The sequence below is a fragment of the Bacillus sp. RZ2MS9 genome (genome assembly GCF_001816185.2).
Classification (GTDB): domain Bacteria; phylum Bacillota; class Bacilli; order Bacillales; family Bacillaceae_G; genus Bacillus_A; species Bacillus_A cereus.
Genome location: NZ_CP049978.1, coordinates 2,518,967 through 2,539,382 on the forward strand (window position 1 = coordinate 2,518,967; position 20,416 = coordinate 2,539,382).

The window sequence follows — 20,416 nt, forward strand, 5'->3', positions numbered from 1 at the left end:
ATGAATAAATGATACAAATTAGTAAAAATTAAAGATATGAGCACATGAAATTGTAAAAATAAACTTGAAGAAAAATAATTGCTTTTGAAGTACAAATAATAATATTTACGCATACAGTATTATCATGGTACAATATGGTTATTAATGACAGAAAGGAATGATGGGTGGACGATGATTAACTAATCTTATTTTTAAATGTTGAAATTCAATAAATTTCAATTTCTAAAAAATAGGATTAGTCTGCCCAATTTCCATAGAACGGTATTGCTATTTATGTTACGTAATAGCTTATTTGGGTGTAAATATTTTAACGACTAATCCTGCCAAATTTATTTGGGAGGATTTTTTTATTCTCCCTTAATGAAAGGGATCGGTATTATGAAAGAACTATTAAAATTAAATGATGTTTATGTTGAAATAAAAGAAAATATGTTGTTAGAGAAAATGAATGTGACAGTAAAACAAGGGGATGTTATCGGATTAATTGGTAAAAACGGTGCTGGTAAATCAACGTTACTTCAATTAATAAATGGAAAGATTGAGCCTTCAAAAGGGATTGTTGAATGGCAGCAAATGAATATGACAACCGCATATGTTGAGCAAGAAATAGAATCTTTTATTAGTAATGATGTAATTGCAAAAGAAGCAGAACTTCTTGCGAAATGGGGCGTGCCAACGAACGATTTTCATACTTTAAGTGGTGGTGAAAAGCTGAAAATTCGATTAGCAAAAGGATTTGCTGAAAATCCTAATGTCTTAATATTAGACGAACCGACAAATCATTTAGATGAGATCAGTACGGGATTTCTCATTAAACAAATAAAAAACATGAAAGGTACAGTTATCGTTGTATCGCATGATCGATATTTTTTAGATGTTGTCGCAACAAAAATATGGTCAATTGAGGACAAAAAATTAATTGAGCATAGTGGTAATTATACGAGCTACATGAAAGCACGTGAGCAAAAAAGAAAGTCGCAGCAGCGTGAATATGAAAAACAACAAAAAAAGATAGAACAAGTAGAAACACATATAAAAGAATTGAGTTCATGGTCACAAAAGGCACACGCGCAGTCTACAAAACAAGAAGGTGTGAAAGAATTCTATCGTGTAAAAGCGAAGCGAATGGATGCACAAGTGAAGTCAAAACGAAAACGACTTGAAAAAGAGCTGGAGAAAGTGAAAGTAGAACGTGTGAAAGAAGAGTATTCAGTTGAGTTTTCTATTCAAGCGAACAAAAAAGTAGGAAAACGTTTTTTAGAAGTGAAGCAATTAAAAAAAGACTTTCATGGGAAAGTATTATTTGAAAACGTTAATTTTACAATTCAGCACGGTGAGAAAGTTGCGATTGTTGGACCAAACGGTAGTGGGAAAACGACATTACTGAAGATGATTATGGGAACGGAAACTGCTGAAGGAGAAATATGGATTTCACCATCTGCAAACATCGGCTATTTAACACAAGAAGTTTTTGATTTACCGCTTGATAAAACACCAGAAAATTTATTTTTTAAAAAGACGTTTGAAGAAAGAGGAAAAGTCCAAAATTTAATGAAACATTTAGGGTTCCAAGCTTTTCAATGGAAAGAGCCGATTGAGCATATGAGTATGGGAGAAAGAGTAAAATGTAAGCTAATGGCTTATATTTTAGATGAAAAAGATGTACTCATTTTAGACGAACCGACGAATCACTTGGATCTACCTTCACGTGAACAACTTGAAAATACATTAGCTGAGTATAACGGAACATTAGTAATTGTATCTCACGATCGATATTTTCTGGAGAAAACAACTAACACAAAACTCGTGTTTTCAAACAATACGATACAAAAGCAGCTAGAAGAACCTACTAAAACAAGAGATGATATTGAAGAGCTACGTTTAACGTTAGAAACAGAGAGACAAGAAGTATTAGGGAAATTAAGCTTTTTAACTTCTAAAGACAAAGAATATAAAGCACTGGATGAACGGTTTATGGAACTTACGAAGCAGATTAAAGAGCTATAACGTAAGTAAGGGGGATTAACATGGGAGAAGAGAGATTCACTAAGTTATTTAAAATAGATTGTGGAGATATATACTTGCAAGAATTTACGGTCAAAGATGCAGAGAGTATTTATAAAATAGCAAATCAACCGGAAATAGCAAAATTTTTACCAGACTGGAAATCAACGAAAGAACAAAGGGTGGATTGGATTGCAGATTATGAAATACCAGCAAACAAAGCATTTCTTGATGCAGTGAAAACTACGAATAACATAGATAATCATACGTTAAAGCTAGGAATATTTAAGAAAGCTACAAATGAACTCATTGGATGGTGCTGCACAGGTATGAAAGAAGAACTCCCTTCACCAAACAGAGAGATAATGTATGCTATCTCAAATGAATATCAAAATCATGGCTATGCTACAAAAGCGACTAAAGGTTTAATTGACTATTTGTTTAAAGAAACAAATTTAAATGTCCTTAACGCAATTGCTTTAATTAACAATGTAGCATCAAATAAAGTTATTGAAAAATGCGGGTTTATTTATAAGAGCCAACAGAGGATAGAAAATCAAATATATAATCATTATATATTGAGAAAATCTGAGTGGATAAAAATATAACGTTTGGTAGTAAAAGACCGATAGCAATCGGTCTTTTCTCATTTATATAATAAAGATTTATTATACATTATATTTCCTACTACTATACAATTATTATAAGATAGTTATGCGTTAATTTTAGTTTGAAATAATTATGTTGTCAGTTTTTTTAGAAATCTTACAAGCGTGTAAGGTAAATGAAAGATGAATCAATATGAGCTGTAAGATAATTCATTTACACTCTATAGTGAGCAGTGGAAATGAAGGGAGAATATACATGGAAATTTTACAGGCTAAAAGTATTAGTAAAGTATATAAAGGGAAAGTACCTTATAAAGCATTAGTAGATATTGATTTATCAATTCAAGAAGGTGAATTTGTAGGAATTATGGGTCCATCAGGTAGCGGAAAAACAACGTTATTGAATATGGTATCTACTATTGATTCTCCATCATCGGGAGAAATATTTATTAATGGCACAAATCCTTTTCAATTATCATCAGAAGAATTAGCGTTATTCCGCAGAAAACAATTAGGATTTGTTTTTCAATCATTTAATCTTCTTAGCACACTTACTGTAAAAGAAAACATCGTATTGCCGATGACTTTAGATGGTGTTTCCGTGCAAGAAATGAACAAGCGATTGGAAGAGATTGCAGAGAAGTTAAATATTACAGATATATTGAATAAAAGAACGTTTGAAATATCAGGGGGACAAGCTCAAAGAACAGCAATCGCTCGTGCAATTGTTCATAAGCCGCAATTATTACTTGCAGATGAACCAACAGGGAACTTGGACTCTAAATCTTCAAATGATGTAATGGAGATGCTGGATACTCTAAATAAAGAAGAAAAAGCAACGATGATGTTAGTTACACATGATCCGTATGCAGCGAGCTTTTGCAGCCGAGTAATCTTTATTAAAGATGGTCAACTATATAACGAAATTTATTGTGGTGAAAGTAGGCAAACTTTTTATCAAAAGATTATGGATGTCCTTTCTTTGTTAGGAGGGAAAAGGCATGACTTTTCGTCAGTTCGCATTTAATAATATTTTTCGCAATAAGCGTACATATGCTGCCCATTTTTTAAGTAGTGCATTTTCTATTATGATTTTCTTTACGTATGCTCTTTTATTATTTCATCCTGATTTACAAGGTGAGTTGAAATCGACAAGTGCAACAATAAGTGCATTTGGTACATTGGGATTTTCAGTTTCGCAAGGATTGATTTTTGTATTTTCATTTTTCTTCATTTTATATTCAGTTAGTTCGTTTTTAAAAACGCGTAAGAAAGAATTTGGTATTTTAATGATGCAAGGTATGTCAATGAGACAGCTTAAGAAATTATTATTAATTGAAAATATGTTGATTGGACTTGGTTCAATTTGTATAGGGATTTTCATTGGACTCATATTTTCTAAACTAGTCTTATTGATAAGTGCAAGTGTATTAATGATTAATAATGGTTTACCTTTTTATATACCAGTGCGGGCTGTATTATTAACTGTTATCACATTTCTTTTCTTGTTTTTAATTGTTTCATTATTTACATTTAAAATGATAAAAGTAACGGAACTTGTGGAACTTATTCGAGCAGAGGAAAAGCCAAAACCTGAACCGAAATCTTCAGTTTTATTATCGCTACTTTCTTTAATTAGTATAGGGTATGGATATTTTTCAGTATTTCGCTTCATACCAAGTACCAATTTTATTACGCTTGGAATAGGTGTGCTCCTAGTAATTATAGGAACGTACTTTTTATATACACAGTGTAGCGTGTATATATTGCGCCTTGCTAAAAGGAGAGAATCTTTCTTTTTAAAGAGAACAAATATATTAACATTTTCTGAATTAATTTACCGTATGAAAGATAATGCAACGATGTTTTTTATAGTATCTATTGTTTCAGCAGTTGCATTTACAGCAATTGGTACAACAGCCGCAATTGGAAATAGGGATTTAGTAAGGATGACAAATCCCTATACATTTTTGTATGGAAGTCTTGAAAATGACAAAGTATTGAATAAAAATCTTTCTATTATAAAAAAGCACCTTTCTGATGCTAATATTCCGTATCGAATGGCTTCATCTTCATATATATACACAGAAAATGGCGTAAATGTAATGAAGTTAAGTGAATACAACGATCTTGCTAAAGCACTAGGCTATCAACAAGAAAAAATTGAAAAAGAAGATGAAATTTTATTAATTCCTGGAGTCGTATCACAAAAACAAGAATTTAAAAATGGCGAGTATAAAAAGAATATAGAAGTCATTCAAGGTGACTGGACAAAGACATTTTATGTGAAAAAAGCTGTAGAAAATTTAGTTTTACCACACGATTCTAGAACTATTTATATCGCTGTTCAAGATCAGGTATATGATGGAATGCCTCTTACTAGTGACCCAGTTAATAAAGAAATTCCATATCGTACTTACGGATTTGTTGTAGATGATTGGATAAAAACGAAAGAGATTTCCAATCAATTAAAGAGTATATTCGATAAAGATCTTAGGGACAGAGATTTCTACTTTGAAGCTTTAACATTAAACTTGTTGGAAGCAAAGCAAAAGAATGGTTTATTACTTATGGTAAGTATTTTAGTCGGAATCGTCTTCTTTACATTCGCTGCTAGTTTTATTTATTTCCGATTATATACAGATTTGGATCGCGATCAGCAGCAATATAAAATGATTTCGAAAATGGGATTAAGTAAAGGTGAGTTAAAAAAAGTTGTAACGAGACAGTTATTATTAATGTTCTTTTTACCAATTGTCGTTGCAGTGATTCATACTGTAGTCGCTTATATAGCATTACAGCAATTAGTCGATTTTTCTATCATAAATAGCTCTATCGTTATTTTAATTTCATTTATATGTATACAAGTTTTATATTTCTTTATAACCCGTTGGCGTTATCTGCAAAAGCTTTATAAGGTTATGGAGCAATAGAATTTATTAGCTTGTAAGACTACAATAAAGTATGTAGAAAAATGAACTGTATGATGAAAGGAAACGAGATGAAAAGAACTTTAACTATTTTTATGTTAACGATACTATTATTAATAAGTTTTAGTGCATGTTCTAAAAAGGAAAATCCATTTCCTGCAAACGGTGTATTAATTATTGGAGATGAAAATAATATTTCACCAATTATTAATCGTTATCAGGAAATTACGGAAGAAAATGAAGTGTTTTCTGTGAAAAAAGGGGAAGTTGGAAATGGAAATGTCTTAATTTTAAATGAATCTACAGCACAAGCATTGATTAAAGAAAAACTTTTTCGAAAACAAGATAATGGCTCCAATTATATTATAGATACGTTACCGAAATTCCCCAAAGAAGGGGCGCTATTATTTACAAGTGAAGACAATAAGACTATGAAAAGTATTAAAATAGGAGAGGAAGAGATTCCTGTTACATACGATAGTGATGCTTGGATAGGTAACAATCGTAAATATTCAACGGAATGGTATATGATTGTAGCAAAAAATAGTGTTTATAAAGAAATAAAGGCAAATGAAATGAAAATGCATCTTCTTCATTTGAAAAAATCACTAGGTGACGAAAAACCTAAAATGTCGACAGATAATACATTGGTTAATGAAAATGTCAAAGTAAAAAAGTTAATTAAAGGTTTGGAAGGAGAAGTATCTTTTCACTTTGTAACGATTGGCGAAAAACCTTAAAAAAGAGTTCGAAGTTGATAAAAATTTCATCAGCTTCGAACTCTTTTTAGTTTATAGACAAATCAATTATTATGCTTTACATTACTTCATTTAATCGAGTCTCACTCGTTTCTTCAATCGCATTTGAATTTTGAACTGAATTATTTTGTGCTTCTTTTTCTTTACGAGCCTTTTGTAGCATTTCAAGTATAATCCATAAAGGAACACCTTTATCCTTTAACATCTTCCATAAATCTAATTCATTAAATTTATGCTCAGGCTGTTTCATTTCTTTTTCAGATGAACGAATATCAAACTTGATAGGATCATTTATTTTCTTACTTTCAAGTTTAGTAGAAGAGATAGTATTATGCTCAAGAGTAGATGGAGTTATTTTAGTAGGTTGAGATAATGTATGAATATTTGATCCGATTTGCATGCTTTTTCCTCCTTTTCAAGCAATGAGATTAGTTTTCTTATGGTTTTTAAATCTTTTTAACATGAGGCAACTATATCTAATTATAAATTCAAATAAACAGATTTACAAGTTGTATTGTAAAAAGTAAATATTTACTTGAATTAATATTTATCAACATTTGTATATGTTTTCTATATATACAACGTATATAAAATACTTTACATTATGTTTAAGTTGTTAAAGTATTCTGTTAATTTTTTTAAAAAGAAAAATGTAAACGTTTTATTAGGGGGAGAAAGTATGGGGAAGTTATTTTTAAAAATATGTTTTTTCGCATTAGTGACCGTATGTTCATTCGCAGCGAAAATATCATACGCTGAAGAGAGGCAACAAAATAATTATCCAATCATATTGGTGAATGGATTTGCTGGATGGGGTAGAGAAGAAATGCTTGGCGTAAAATATTGGGGTGGTGTTCATGATATACAGGAAGATTTGAAACGCAATGGTTATACGGTACATACCGCAGCTGTTGGACCTGTTTCTAGTAACTGGGATCGTGCATGTGAATTGTATGCACAAATTAGCGGTGGGACAGTAGACTATGGTGCCGTACATGCTGAGAAACATGGACATAATCGTTTTGGCAGAACTTATAGTGGTTTTGCGCCGAATTGGAGTGAAACAAATAAAGTTCATTTAGTTGGACATAGCATGGGTGGACAAACGATTAGAACATTAGTACAGCTATTAAAAGAAGGCAGTTTTGAAGAAAAGAATTATGTGAAAAATCACCCAGACATCAAAATATCACCACTATTTGAAGGCGGAAAATCATATGTTCATAGTGTTACAACATTAGCAACCCCTCACAACGGTACAACACTTGCGGATGGTAGTCTTCTACTGCCGTTCGTTAAAGATTTACTCATTGCAGCTGCAAGCTTTGGAGGAAACAATAATTTATCATTATATGATTTTAAATTGGATCAATGGGGTATAAAGAAAAATGCTGGAGAGTCCTTTTTCCAATATAGTAATCGTATTCTAAATAGTTCACTTTGGAAAAATACAAAAGATATAAGTCAATGGGATTTAAGTACAGATGGTGCAAAGGAGTTAAATAATTGGGTAAAGACGCAACCAGATGTGTATTATTTATCCTATAGTGGACATGCATCACAAGCAGCACCTATAACAGGTTTACATTTACCGCATATTACGATGAATAAAGTGTTGATGGGGAATGCATTTTTCTTAGGTTCTTATGCGAGATATGAAGAAAACCGTCCGTTAGTTGATACTTCTTGGTGGCAAAATGATGGTGTAGTAAATACGAATTCTATGATTGCACCATCTTCTAATGTTGCTGTAAATAATAATGGGTCATTACAGATTGGAAAATGGAATCATATCGAAACGAAAGCGAATTGGGATCATCTCGATATGGTAGGATTAAGTGTTTCAGACTCATTAGGTTTTTCTAGCATTCAAGAGTTTTATAGAACAATTGCTGAAAAGCTATCACGTTTACCGAAATAGGTAATAATAAAGCGCTCTCGATGGAATTCGAGAGCGCTTTATATTATATTGAAAGAGGGATTTGGTAGAAAAATATGGGGGGATATTATGAAAATTCAAGTTGTATTATCAGGATACGGAACAGTAGGCAGAGAGTTTATAAAATTATTAAATGAAAAATATTCATATATATATGAAACATATGGGATTCAATTAGTTGTAAGTGGCGTATTAGGGAGAAATATTGCAATACATAATGAAGACGGCTTATCACTTCATCATTTATTGATGTATGGTGGCGGTACCGCTGCAATTGAAAAATATTTAGAGTATCATCCGAAGGAACGTGCAACAACTAGCATAAGTGGTACTGTATTGGTAGAATCAACAGTTACAAATCTTAAAGATGGAAATCCAGGGAAACAATATATGAAACAAGCGATTGAGAAACAGATGGATATAGTAGCAATTTCTAAAGGGGCGCTCGTTACAAACTGGAGAGAAATAAATGAAGCAGCAAGAGGCGCAAATGTACGAATTCGATATAGCGGTGCAACAGCCGCTGCATTACCGACCCTAGATATCGGACAATTTAGTTTAGCCGGTTGCAGTATTGAAAAAATAGAAGGAATATTAAATGGAACAACTAATTATATTCTTACGAAAATGTATGAGGAAGATATGACATTTGAAGAAGCATTGAAAGAAGCACAAGATAAAGGAATTGCTGAGACAAACCCTATATTAGATATAAGTGGTTCAGATAGTGCGTGTAAATTGTTACTTTTGACAAACAGCTTAATGGAAACAGAGAAAACACTTACTGATATACATATAAAAGGAATCGAGCACGTTACAAAACAGCAAATTAGAAATGCTAAGGAACAACATAAAATTATTAAATTAATAGCATCAACATATAAGGATGAGGGTGGCAATGTGAATTTAAATGTTGAACCGTGCGAAATAGAGAAAGATCATCCGTTAGCAAAAGTAAATGGGACCGAAAAAGGAATTACGTTCTTTACAGATACGATGGGACAAGTTACTACAATTGGTGGGGCTTCTAATCCACGAGGCGCTGCAGCTGCAGCTTTAAAAGATGTAATTAACTTATATCGAAAAGATTTGTAAGACCGTACCGCCCTTTATAAAAAATACATATGTCGTGGACCTTTTGAGAATGAAATAAATATGCAAAAATGATTGCAGGGGGTAAGGAATTGTTTAAGGATTTTAAAGTTGTTAAAGATCGTCCTGTTTATATTCAATTGAAAGATTATTTGAAGAAGATGATTATGAAAGGGCATTTGCTCGGGGATCAAAAAATCCCATCAACAAGGGAACTAAGTGAATTACTAAGTGTGAGTAGAAACACTGTACTCGCTGCTTATGCAGATTTAGAGCAAGAAGGACTCATTTATGCAGTTAAAGGAAAAGGGAACTTTGTTGCGAAGGTGGATATATCTAACACTTCATCTGTTGAAATAGATTGGAAAAATAAACTTAATACAGTGACCGCATTAGCGGATGAATTAGATTTAATGAAACATGGTGTTCGTTGGGAAAAGGGAATGATTGTTTTTAATAGTATAGCCCCAGATGAGAAGCTATTTGATGTTGAAAATTTCAAAAGAGCTTTTCTTACTCGTATGTCCATTGAAGGAGACATCGTATTGAACTACGGATATGCAAAGGGATATAGACCGTTAATGAATTATTTACTTCATTACATGGAAATGAAAGGTGTAGACATTTCGAATAAAGATATTCTAATTACAAATGGATTTACAGAAGGATTGGATATTGTACTCTCTTCTTTATCAAAAAAATCCGGTCGTGTCATTTGTGAGAATCCAACTCACCACGCTGCACTTAAGCTTTTCCGTTTACATGGACTTGAAGTTCATGGGATTGATATGCATGAGGATGGTATTGATACGAATGAAGTTGAAAAAAGTTTGCGTGAAAAAGATTTTGATTTTGCTTATTTAATTCCTTCTTATCATAATCCAACCGGTATTGTTACGAGTTCAGAGAAAAGAACGGAATTGATGAGGTTATTCTCAAAATACAACGTTCCTATTATAGAGGACGGATTTAATGAAGAATTACGTTATTCAGGTTCACATTTAGCTCCATTATTAACTTTTGCGGGAGCTGGCAATAATGTGATTTATATTAGTAGCTTTTCAAAGGTACTTTTCCCTGGTTTACGTGTAGGCTGGATTATTGCAGATAAAGAGCTGATTCATTATTTAGAAAGCGTAAAAAGAGCAAGAACGATTCACACATCTACGCTAGATCAAGCTGTTCTGTTTCAATATTTACATGAGGGATATTTTGAGAAATATTTAAAAAAGGCAAGATCTGTTTATAAGAAAAAATATGAGTTAGCTGTCGGGGCATGTAACCAGTACATTCATTTCAAAAGAATGACTGGAGATGGTGGACTTCATTTATTTATAGAACTAGAAGAGCATATGAATGCCCGCACACTTTTACAAAAGTGTTATGAGAAAGGCGTTACGTTTTCACCTGGAGATGTTTTTTACTCTGATGGAGAAGGAGCGAACACTTTCCGATTAGGGTTTTCGCGCTTGAAAGAAGAAGAAATAGTTCGGGGAATTAAAATAATTGGTGATACATTAAAAAATGAAATTTGGAGTTGAGAAAATGAAAATCGGTGTTATTATGGGCGGGGTATCGTCTGAAAAACAAGTTTCAATTATGACGGGGAATGAAATGATTGCTCATTTAGATAAAAATAAGTATGAAATAGTTCCAATTACATTAAATGAAAAAGTGGATTTAATTGAAAAAGCGAAAGACATTGATTTTGCGTTGCTCGCATTACACGGAAAATACGGAGAAGATGGGACAGTTCAAGGAACACTGGAGAGTTTAGGGATTCCTTATAGCGGAAGTAATATGTTATCTAGCAGTATATGTATGGATAAAAATATTTCGAAAAAGATTTTACGTTATGAAGGTGTAGAAACACCAGATTGGATTGAACTTACAAAAATGGAGGATCTAAATCTTGATGAGTTAGATAAGTTAGGATTTCCATTAGTAGTAAAACCAAACTCTGGCGGATCGAGTGTCGGAGTGAAAATCGTTTATAATAAAAATGAATTGATCTCAATGCTAGAAACTGTATTCGAATGGGATTCTGAAGTAGTAATTGAGAAGTATATAAAAGGTGATGAAATTACATGTTCAATTCTGGATGGAAAACAGTTACCTATAGTTTCAATTCGACATGCAGCCGAGTTCTTTGACTACAATGCAAAATATGATGATACTAGTACAGTTGAGGAAGTTATCGAACTTCCAGCAGAAATTAATGAACGTGTAAATAAAGCGTCACTTGCTTGTTATAAAGCATTAAAATGTAGTGTTTATGCAAGAGTTGATATGATGGTGAAGGACGGAATTCCATATGTAATGGAAATTAATACATTACCAGGGATGACACAATCAAGTTTATTGCCAAAAAGTGCAGAAGCGGCGGGAATTAGTTATAGCGAACTATTAGATATGATTATTGAAACATCATTAAAAGTTAGAAAAGAAGAAGGGTTTTAAGGGAATTATATAACTAATTTTTTGACAGTTTCACGAAGTATGCTATGATGAATACATTATAAAAACAAAATATTTATCCACTAGGGGGGCCTTTTATAGGCTGAGATCAAATGTGATTTTGAGACTCTTAGTACCTGATCTGGTTAATGCCAGCGTAGGGAAGTGGGAAAGACGTTGCTATTTAATGAGTAAATAAATACTGTCGATTTCACTTTCTTTACGCCTGTAAAGAAAGTTTTTTTATTTTACAGCTTTAATAATTGTGGATAAATACTTATATTTTATACATTATTGGAGGGATTTAAATGACTTTTTCACAATCGTTACGTAAAGAAGTAGATTCAATTTGGGAAGCGAGTTTTAACCATCCTTTTGTAAAAAAACTTGGTGAAGGAACGTTAGATTTAGCTAGTTTTCGCTATTATGTTCTTCAAGATTCATATTATTTGAGTCATTTTGCTAGAGTACAAACATTAGGAGCTGCAAAAGCTCTTGAATTAGAAACGACAGCTCGTATGGCACACCATGCCCAAAATACATATGAGGCGGAATTATCATTACATGAGAATTTTGCGAAGAAATTAGGGATAACAAAAGAAGAAAAAGATAATTTTATCCCTGCTCCAACTGCATACGCATATACTTCACATATGTATCGTGCTGCGTACGAAGGACATTTAGGCGATATCATTGCAGCAATTTTACCTTGCTATTGGTTGTATTATGAAATTGGCGAACGCTTAAAAGAGTGCCAGCCGGAAGAGCAAATTTATAACGAATGGATTTCTGCTTATGGATCTGATTGGTTCCGTACGCTAGTTGAAGAGCAAATTACACGTTTAGATACTATCGCTGAAAAAGTAACAGAGACAGACCGCAAGCGTATGAAACAGCATTTTATTATTAGCAGTCAATATGAATATTCATTTTGGGAAATGGCTTATACATTAGAAAAGTGGCCAGTGGATACAGACGTAAAAGACGTAATTGGATAAAGAATAGAAGTAATGTTATAGCTAGGTATGGATCATACCTAGCTATATATTTTTTCTTGTCAAATTTGCGTAAAGTCATTAGTGCTACGGATATGGCGAAATAGAATATCGATAATTTGGCTCATTTACTTGTCTACGCATTAACTGGATAAACTTCTGTCACATTTATTTTACAATCAAAGAACGTAAATGTTGGTGGTATGAAGTTAAATAAGAAAAGAAACCCGAGCTGTTAGCTGTAACGGAGTTGTTTTTTCTTTGCAGGAATTTCTAAATTATCATGGAGTGTTGTTAATGCGATATGCAAATATGCATATCGTATTTTTTTGAGTTCTTTATGTGTTAAAATTAGATATAGAGATATGGAAATGTAAAGAAGCAAAAGCAGGAATATCCAATGAATTTTGAGAGGTGTTATATGTTTACAAATAAGAAATTAATTCGATTTGGTTTATCGTTGTTTGTATTTTTAGGGATAATTAATTTTACAATCAGCTATTTCCAAACATATCTTGAAACAGCAGCAGATATTAAATGGGTAATTCCAGAAATTTGGAAAACTATTTTGCTAGATGTTCCTCAAGGTATACTTGTTCTTTTAGGCGCAATTGCTTTATATGATTTCACAAAAGAGGCATCACAAAAAGACGCATCAATCTAAGTGTGTCTTTTTTAATTAACAATTTCATAGAGAGCTTTGCTGGAGAAATAGAATGAAAAGCCCTAATTAGGGCTTTTTTTGTTGGAATTTCTTAACCGTCATAAAAACTGGTCACTTGGAGGTGTTATAGCGAAAGCCACTTACAGTACAGAAAAATCTAAGCAGCAGACGGAAATATATAGGATATGGATCATAATTATTGAGAAATTAATTGAACTTAGTAAGTATGAAGATATGACGCTAGAATTCATATTTTTTAATTTTTATTTATCTCGCTATTTGCCGGACAGTAAGCCCCCCACCTCAAAATTCAGCGGAAGCAAAGAAGTTAGGTAGGGGATGAACAAAACCCCACTGATTAAATTTTCACTTTATAAAAATGAGCCCATAGTAAAAATAGGTATATGAACAAGGTGCATCATCTAGTGATAAGTCATACTTTGTTGGTGTACGTATTGAACTTAGTTTATAGCGCTATTTCTACTTAGATGTAACGAACAGGAATATAGGGAAGTATCGATGAGGTTGTATTTTATAAACGGAGGTTATGAAAATGAATCAGTTTCAACAAGAACTACAAGCGTTAAGCCTTAATGATTACCGGTCTGGAAATATTGTCTATTGGGACCAGCAAAACCAATATCCATATTACTATATTGAAGATGCTGCTCGTCGCTGTGGCGGTTGTGGTCGTTGTGGCGGTTGTGGTGGAGGTCGTTGTGGCGGCTTCCGTTGTGGTGGCTTCCGTTGTATTGGTTGCTTCGGTTGTTTTGGTTGCGGAGGCTGTGGCGGTTGTGGCGGCTGTGGTGGTTGCTCTAACTGTTTTGATGGTTTTACTGATACTACCGGTACTATTGTAACGTATGAATATTGATAACATCTATCTTGCTAGTTGCGGGCAGTAACATCCCCAAAAAAATTCAGCGAGAGCAAAGAGAAGTTAGGTGGCGGACTGCCCATAAAAGCCCGATTGGTGAGAGCTGATTAAAGTTTCACTTTATCAATTAAAAAACATTAGTTATATGTACGTGCCGACAAAGAATATAGCCATTATTCATGGATATATTCAATCATTCAAGTGAAAGAGTAACAATAAGATATATAGATGTAATCAAGATGTGATGGATAAAGCAATGACTAGATTTAAAATCTAATCATTGTTTTTTTCTTATGGTTTTATCATTAAATATCTGTCTAGTTTGGGCATTGCTTCCTTCTAGCTAATGATTTTATTACAACCGTGTAAGGTTAATGTAATGTTAATCGATAGTAAAATAAGTTGCTTAAGTGTATTTTAAATAAGATTAAAAAGTACTGTTTATCTACAAAATAATAGGGTAAATACTATGTAATTAGGAAGTGTATGAATATGGTTGAACTAAAATCTATTTTCCATTCGTATAAACTAAAGAGAAAAATAGCTAAAGATTTATACGGAAAAAGAGATGAATTATCACTGTTATTAAATGAATTTAATAATATGAAATGTACAGTAACATCTGAAAAGAAGAAAAATAATATATTATCTCGTTTGCAACTAATTTATCAAAATATGAAATCGGATAAGCAGTACCCTCTAGCAGTTGCTTTTGATAGTAAATTATTGGAGCGATTAGAAAAAGAATCTGTACATACTATTGAGGATGGTGTAACATGTCTACATTTAATGTTAGATATGAATTATGAGAAGATAAAACAATATGGTTCGGGTACAAGTAGGTCATTCGTTCCATTATCGCAGTCTTCTATTTGTCTTGCTGATTGTATTTGTTTAACAGGATTTGTAGTAGGTTTACTAGGAACAATTTCATTTGGAGGATTACTGTTATCTATATGTTCAATTACATAACGCTTAATATTTGTAAAGAGAGCGCCGATTTAAGGTGTTCTTTTTTAGTTTTTTGTAAATTTTTTGTAAATGATAAGTACAATACATTATATAAATTGTATAATTTAAATGTATTAAAATATAAATATAATGAGGTGCTGTATATGATAATTACTTTTAATTGTTAAAAGAGTCGATTTGATAATGTTTTATTCAGATAAATAGTTTTTACTTTTCTTTTAAATACTTGATTTAAATGGATTAGATTAAGTAACTATTGTTCTAGCTTTTTGATAATCAAGACAACTGAAGAAAGGAAGGAATCATTTTATGAAAAAATTAAGGCTGCTAACATTTGAAAATATAGTAGAACCCCTTTTAAATGAAGAGGTATCATTTATATACTTTCCTATTGAATGGCTGGACATCGTAGAGATACATTATAAGACGTTTTTATTAACGAGTAAGTTGAAACGTTTGAATGAAAGATTATATGATATGTTTTCGGATATATTGTTTATTCAGCATAATCCGTACGTATTAAATGAAAATATACCATGGATTGTATCAAAAGAACCGATTAAACAAGAGCAACTCGATTATATTTTTCAAAGTTGGTATGAGATTATTCATGATTGGAAGCCAAATAGATTAGTAGAACCACCAAAATATGAATGGCAATCCGATTTGATTTCTAATTTGCCAGTACTACATGATAATGAAACGTATTCTAAGTGGGTACCCGCTTTAATCTCACATATTTTTTGTGAGCGTCCTATATATTTAGAAAATACAAATGAAGAAGAAATCTATTTTTCTCCTCTTAGATCACAAAATATTTGTGAGGCGATGTCAGAGCCGATAAAAGATGAAAAAACACAAGATTTTTTCTCCTATGTATATCGATTCCAATGTATAACCCGTGGTGGTGAGAACGCTCCATTATTAAATATTTCAATAGGGATTCGGAGATTTTATCAAGAATATAATCATCCAGATATTCCTTTACTTTTAAGACGGAAACGAGGCATGATATTGATTTCTACCTCAGAGTTTGCGGCAAATAATAAAAAAATACGGTTTGTAAAACTAAAAATACAACAAGCTACAACCGGTATGAAATGGATTAAAATATTTAGAAATTTAAAAGATGATTTTCAAATAGGGGGAGAGGTGGATTTAGACCATATTCTCCAATATCCGAAAGATTATATTGTAGGGGAAAATAAAAGGGTGTTATTTCCATACAATGAGAGAATTTATAAAGTTCAAGGTACTAAAATAGAACCGGGTATAAAAGTAAAGGAAAGAGAGTATTTATTTAAAGAATTTCAGCGTAAATTCTCTTATTTCACAATACTTCCAGAATGTAAAAAGATAGCAACAAATAACAAAAATGAATTATTTCCTTTATTTGCACCAAAAGGATTAGAGACATTAACATTAGAAGTTTGGTCTGAAAATATAGTGCTGGAAATAGAACAAGCATTACTTGAGAGTCAAATTGTTTTGACTAAAGTTGGTGAAAATTCTTATGTATTGAATACAGATTTTCCAGTGTTATTAAAGATTGTGAGATACAATATTGAAAAGGTGTTACAAAATCCATATAAAATGCAATATTGCCAAAAATATAAAACAAATCTTGTAGATGATGTTACGAAAGCTGTCTATGCTACCGCGGGCGAGCGCAGTGATGCGACATTAGCATTAATCGCATTGAAAAATTGTGATGGACGAGAAAAAATTGATCCAAAACAAATCATTAGAGAGGGATTTGCACGAGCAAACCGTATTTCAACATTTATTAATTTATTTATAGGCCAAAGTGTATCGCGTAAAACAATTGTAAATAGTGTTTTTAGTTTATTAGAGCAAAAAGGATTTTTGAAGCGTAGTTGGAATAAGATAAATTTACCTTGTATATATGTTAATTTATCAATTGAACGAATATCGAAATTTGATTTCTTACCTATTCTTTCAAAAATAAAAGGAAAAGAAATTTTATATAAATTATATGGGAATACAGAATGGCAAACGATTGATTACGTATTATTAAATATAAATAAACATAATGCATTTTTACCACAACCATCAAAGAGAAATGATATGGGAGCTCTTTTTAAACAATATGTTTCCGAAACATTAATGGAAATTGTAAAATATGCAAAAGAACAAAATGAACAAGTTTACTTCATTGTAGATGCAAATTTGAGAAGGTATTGGATAAAAAAGTTACAAAATAAAGAAATTAATACAGATATTTTACCTGATATTGTTCCAGAGGTGTTAAAGGTTCCAAATTTAAATATTATTAGAATAAATACAGGTTTTGATGTACCAAGTTACGGTGTAATAGAATGTGATGATGCTCTAGATAGCATTGGCTTATATGCAGATCAAAAAGGGATGTATTATAGCACTGGTGAATATTCACTTAATTGTAGTGGGATTTTTCAGCGATATATACTTGAAATTCTACCATTAGGTGTAAAACCTGTAGAAAGGGATTATATCGCTAAAATGATACATTACATGTGCTGTAATTCTAGTATGCTTTCGAAAAAGAATGTACACATGACATATTCCATGCATATGGAAAAGGTAATAAAGAGTTATATTACTGACATAGATGCAAGAGAGTTTAAAGAATTTGATGATGAATTGGATGTAGATGTAGTAAAAGTAGAAAAGAAAGATTCAATTATTCTACTTTAAATACTAGTAAACAAATCCTGCTCGTTATATCGATCAGGATTTGTCATTTTTTCATGTAAATAAGGATATCCTTTGTCAAGTATCTTTTCGTTTACATATTTACTTTATGTGCAGACAGGATTAATATGTTTTTTAGAAATACAAAAACTATTTCATATGGAAAAACGATTTTTATTAATTGAAAAAATTTGAAAGGAATGGGGAATTGTGAAGAAATTAGATGTGCTCTTAATGCTACTGAGCGGCCTCTTTCCAATTGCAGGACTTACAAAGCAAATCCCTCTAGAACAATCTATATATATTGGAGGGCTTTTATTTTTTACTAGTTTCGGTAGTTATTTTGCTAAAAAGATGTATTCACGTATATGCAGTTGGATAGCGTATGCGCCATTTATAACATTACTGTTAGTTATTTGGCATCAAGATATTTCAACAAGCTCAATCATAGCAAATGCGAAAATTGCTGCATGTGTCGCGTTAATTCCATGTTTATTCCGTTTTCGTACATATGGACTTACTTTGGGCTTATTCTCATTATGGGCCGCTTTACTATGGGATATAAAAGAAGTACAGTCGTTAGTCATACTTGAACGCATAACGAGTTTAATGACAAGCCATTATGTATATATATTACTATTAATTGGAGGACTTGTAATAGGAGGATTACTTGCGATGTTCATTCACCGCAAAGAGAAAGATAATAATAAAGAAAATATAAATCTACTTGGACCAAAAAAGAAACGCAAAAGATTATCATTTAAGATTCGTCTTCCAAGATTACCGAAATTAAAGATGAAACTATTTAAGTTTGGTGGGAAAGAATCTAAAAGTAAAATGCCAGAAAAAATCCATGAATATAAGTACGAAGAACCAGTTGCAACATATGAAATGACAGAGAAAATAGATCCATACAAAGAAAATGCAGTTCAAGGTCAAACAAGGATGGAACGCCGAAGAAATAGGTATAATGCATAATGAAGTTTAATAACCCCGTAATGACTTATCTTAATATTGATAAATCATTACGGTTTTTTTATGTAATGAAATGAAGGTTGCTATTGCGGAGGGGAATAGCATATTTTATAGATAGGAACTAAAATAAGGGGAGGATAAAATGCTTATCATTACATATATATCTGCTTGCATATTATTCTTAGTTAGCTTTTTACATGTATATTGGGCTTTCGGAGGTAATTGGGGGACAAATAGTGTTATTCCAACTAAATCAGGGGAAAAGGTGTTTACACCTCGCGCCCGAATGACATTGTTCATTGCATTATTATTAAGTATGGCAGCAATAATTTTGTTGCAACAAGCAAATATTGTTCATTTTGCAGTTCCTAATGTTATTATTCAAGTCGGTTCCTGGATTTGTATGATTGTCTTTTCTATTAGAGTGATTGGTGAGTTTAACTATTTTGGTATCTTTAAACGACAAAAAGATACGCACTTTGCAAGAATGGATACCGGTTTATATATTCCACTTTGTGCATTTTTATCTTTATCTTTCCTATTAGCGATAATTTTGTGAGTGAATAATAGTAGTTTCTTTTCTCAACATATATGTAAACGTAAGAAATCTAAGAGTAAATAAAAAGGATGTAAGCGCCTTCTTGTCGAAATGTAAATTATTATGAAAGGCGGTGACACTATGAAGTATGTAAAAGTTAGTATGAATGGTGGAAGTGAACATAAATTCTCAATGACTTTAGATCGGTTTAAAGAACTTATTACTACAGAGAATGGGATATTAGAAAATAAATTAGTATGTATTGAAAATGTAATGATTAATCCTACTAATATATCTTCTGTAGTTGAAAAAATTGGTGTACCGGCTAAGTTTATGGAAGCTTAAAATGTTAGATAAAAAACATCCATTAGGGATGTTTTTTAATTTATAAATATGATAATCGTACAGTAAATATTTGAGTAGATTTTATAGCAATGACTATGCATATATTAAGTACCTGAACATGGTTCTTAATACATGCACGAAATAATAAGTACAAGCATATATTATATAGTAGGACAAAATCTTCGTGTCCTACTTAATACTCAGAAAAAACCTCTAATCACATAAGAGCATCCAATTGCAGGGTGCTCTTATTTTTTATGAAAATCTACTACGAGTCTTATTTTATAGTAGGATGCAATAATAAAGGGCTATTTTGAAATAGTGTTCTTTAGCCTTTAATGTTAAATTTATCTTTAACGTTAATAAATATTAAAAATAATATGATAGCAGAAATTAAGTTAGATAAGTAGAAATTTTGATGAAACAGTAGTTCGAAGATGACATAGAAAGTAACGAATAAGGCAATAGCAGGTAGTATGCAAATAAATATAAATCTCCAATTTTTTAAGTAATGTTTATAATTAGTAAGTACTTTCTCCATAAATATAGCTCCTATATTTTTGTTTTT

At 31.8% G+C, this 20,416-nt stretch carries 19 protein-coding genes, 1 pseudogene and 1 riboswitch; of the genes and pseudogenes, 18 read left to right on the plus strand and 2 right to left on the minus strand.

The window, feature by feature from the left end:
* Positions 1-378 precede the first annotated feature (378 nt).
* The 5 genes from abc-f (at position 379) to BHV55_RS12900 (ending at position 6,282) form a co-directional block, all read left to right on the plus strand.
* Entirely contained in the window at positions 379-2,007 is a 1,629-nt protein-coding gene (gene abc-f / locus BHV55_RS12880) for a ribosomal protection-like ABC-F family protein (RefSeq protein ID WP_033667554.1), read from the plus strand.
* 20 nt (positions 2,008-2,027) lie between these two features.
* Positions 2,028-2,612: a GNAT family N-acetyltransferase gene (locus BHV55_RS12885; protein ID WP_000503529.1), complete on the plus strand. Its 585-nt coding sequence runs from the start codon at positions 2,028-2,030 to the stop codon at positions 2,610-2,612.
* Positions 2,613-2,868: 256 nt separating this feature from the next.
* The gene (locus BHV55_RS12890; protein WP_000404440.1) at positions 2,869-3,639 is read left to right on the plus strand and encodes an ABC transporter ATP-binding protein; all 771 of its coding nucleotides are present in this window, start codon (positions 2,869-2,871) and stop codon (positions 3,637-3,639) included.
* Positions 3,614-5,545 (plus strand): ABC transporter permease, encoded by a 1,932-nt coding sequence (locus BHV55_RS12895; protein ID WP_070758172.1) that lies wholly within the window; start codon positions 3,614-3,616, stop codon positions 5,543-5,545. The genes BHV55_RS12890 and BHV55_RS12895 overlap by 26 nt, the downstream gene beginning before the upstream one ends.
* Positions 5,546-5,595: 50 nt before the next feature.
* A complete protein-coding gene (locus BHV55_RS12900) occupies positions 5,596-6,282 on the plus strand; it encodes a lipoprotein BA_5634 family protein (protein ID WP_000975419.1) in 687 nt (228 codons plus the stop codon).
* Positions 6,283-6,358: 76 nt separating this feature from the next.
* Here BHV55_RS12900 and BHV55_RS12905 read toward each other — a convergent pair whose 3' ends face one another.
* The gene (locus BHV55_RS12905; protein ID WP_001165515.1) at positions 6,359-6,700 is read right to left on the minus strand and encodes a DUF3914 domain-containing protein; all 342 of its coding nucleotides are present in this window, start codon (positions 6,698-6,700) and stop codon (positions 6,359-6,361) included.
* Positions 6,701-6,979: 279 nt separating this feature from the next.
* Here BHV55_RS12905 and BHV55_RS12910 point away from each other — a divergent pair, with 279 nt between their 5' ends.
* The 13 genes and pseudogenes from BHV55_RS12910 to BHV55_RS12970 all read left to right on the plus strand — a co-directional run bounded on the left by BHV55_RS12910 (position 6,980) and on the right by BHV55_RS12970 (position 19,848).
* Positions 6,980-8,221 carry an esterase/lipase family protein gene (locus tag BHV55_RS12910; RefSeq protein ID WP_065704076.1) on the plus strand — a complete coding sequence of 414 codons (1,242 nt, stop codon included), beginning with the start codon at positions 6,980-6,982 and terminating at the stop codon, positions 8,219-8,221.
* Between the two features lie 87 nt (positions 8,222-8,308).
* Complete coding sequence (locus BHV55_RS12915; RefSeq protein ID WP_000701762.1) at positions 8,309-9,334, plus strand: homoserine dehydrogenase; 1,026 nt, start codon at positions 8,309-8,311, stop codon at positions 9,332-9,334.
* Between the two features lie 89 nt (positions 9,335-9,423).
* A complete protein-coding gene (gene pdxR, locus BHV55_RS12920) occupies positions 9,424-10,872 on the plus strand; it encodes a MocR-like pyridoxine biosynthesis transcription factor PdxR (protein ID WP_000471610.1) in 1,449 nt (482 codons plus the stop codon).
* A gap of 4 nt (positions 10,873-10,876) precedes the next feature.
* Positions 10,877-11,791 carry a D-alanine--D-alanine ligase gene (locus BHV55_RS12925; RefSeq protein ID WP_002063153.1) on the plus strand — a complete coding sequence of 305 codons (915 nt, stop codon included), beginning with the start codon at positions 10,877-10,879 and terminating at the stop codon, positions 11,789-11,791.
* 72 nt (positions 11,792-11,863) lie between these two features.
* Positions 11,864-11,969, plus strand: a riboswitch (TPP riboswitch).
* A 127-nt stretch (positions 11,970-12,096) separates the two neighbouring features.
* Positions 12,097-12,786 (plus strand): thiaminase II, encoded by a 690-nt coding sequence (gene tenA / locus BHV55_RS12930; protein WP_000144514.1) that lies wholly within the window; start codon positions 12,097-12,099, stop codon positions 12,784-12,786.
* Positions 12,787-13,183: 397 nt separating this feature from the next.
* Entirely contained in the window at positions 13,184-13,447 is a 264-nt protein-coding gene (locus BHV55_RS12935) for a DUF3937 domain-containing protein (protein WP_002082716.1), read from the plus strand.
* 553 nt (positions 13,448-14,000) lie between these two features.
* A complete protein-coding gene (locus BHV55_RS12940) occupies positions 14,001-14,321 on the plus strand; it encodes a heterocycloanthracin/sonorensin family bacteriocin (RefSeq protein WP_001071364.1) in 321 nt (106 codons plus the stop codon).
* Between the two features lie 145 nt (positions 14,322-14,466).
* Positions 14,467-14,601, plus strand: a pseudogene (locus BHV55_RS12945) (site-specific integrase); the annotation flags it as partial.
* Between the two features lie 209 nt (positions 14,602-14,810).
* Entirely contained in the window at positions 14,811-15,296 is a 486-nt protein-coding gene (locus BHV55_RS12950) for a hypothetical protein (protein ID WP_002063155.1), read from the plus strand.
* 309 nt (positions 15,297-15,605) lie between these two features.
* Entirely contained in the window at positions 15,606-17,993 is a 2,388-nt protein-coding gene (locus BHV55_RS12955) for an RNaseH domain-containing protein (protein WP_063245450.1), read from the plus strand.
* 207 nt (positions 17,994-18,200) lie between these two features.
* On the plus strand, positions 18,201-18,968 hold the full coding sequence (locus tag BHV55_RS12960; protein WP_000732183.1) for a DUF3959 family protein: 768 nt from the start codon (positions 18,201-18,203) through the stop codon (positions 18,966-18,968).
* 139 nt (positions 18,969-19,107) lie between these two features.
* Positions 19,108-19,524 (plus strand): DUF3995 domain-containing protein, encoded by a 417-nt coding sequence (locus BHV55_RS12965; protein ID WP_048567667.1) that lies wholly within the window; start codon positions 19,108-19,110, stop codon positions 19,522-19,524.
* Positions 19,525-19,644: 120 nt separating this feature from the next.
* Complete coding sequence (locus BHV55_RS12970; RefSeq protein ID WP_000878372.1) at positions 19,645-19,848, plus strand: hypothetical protein; 204 nt, start codon at positions 19,645-19,647, stop codon at positions 19,846-19,848.
* Between the two features lie 328 nt (positions 19,849-20,176).
* Here the strand turns inward: BHV55_RS12970 and BHV55_RS12975 are convergent, their stop codons facing one another.
* Entirely contained in the window at positions 20,177-20,389 is a 213-nt protein-coding gene (locus BHV55_RS12975) for a hypothetical protein (RefSeq protein ID WP_000416828.1), read from the minus strand.
* Positions 20,390-20,416: the final 27 nt, after the last annotated feature.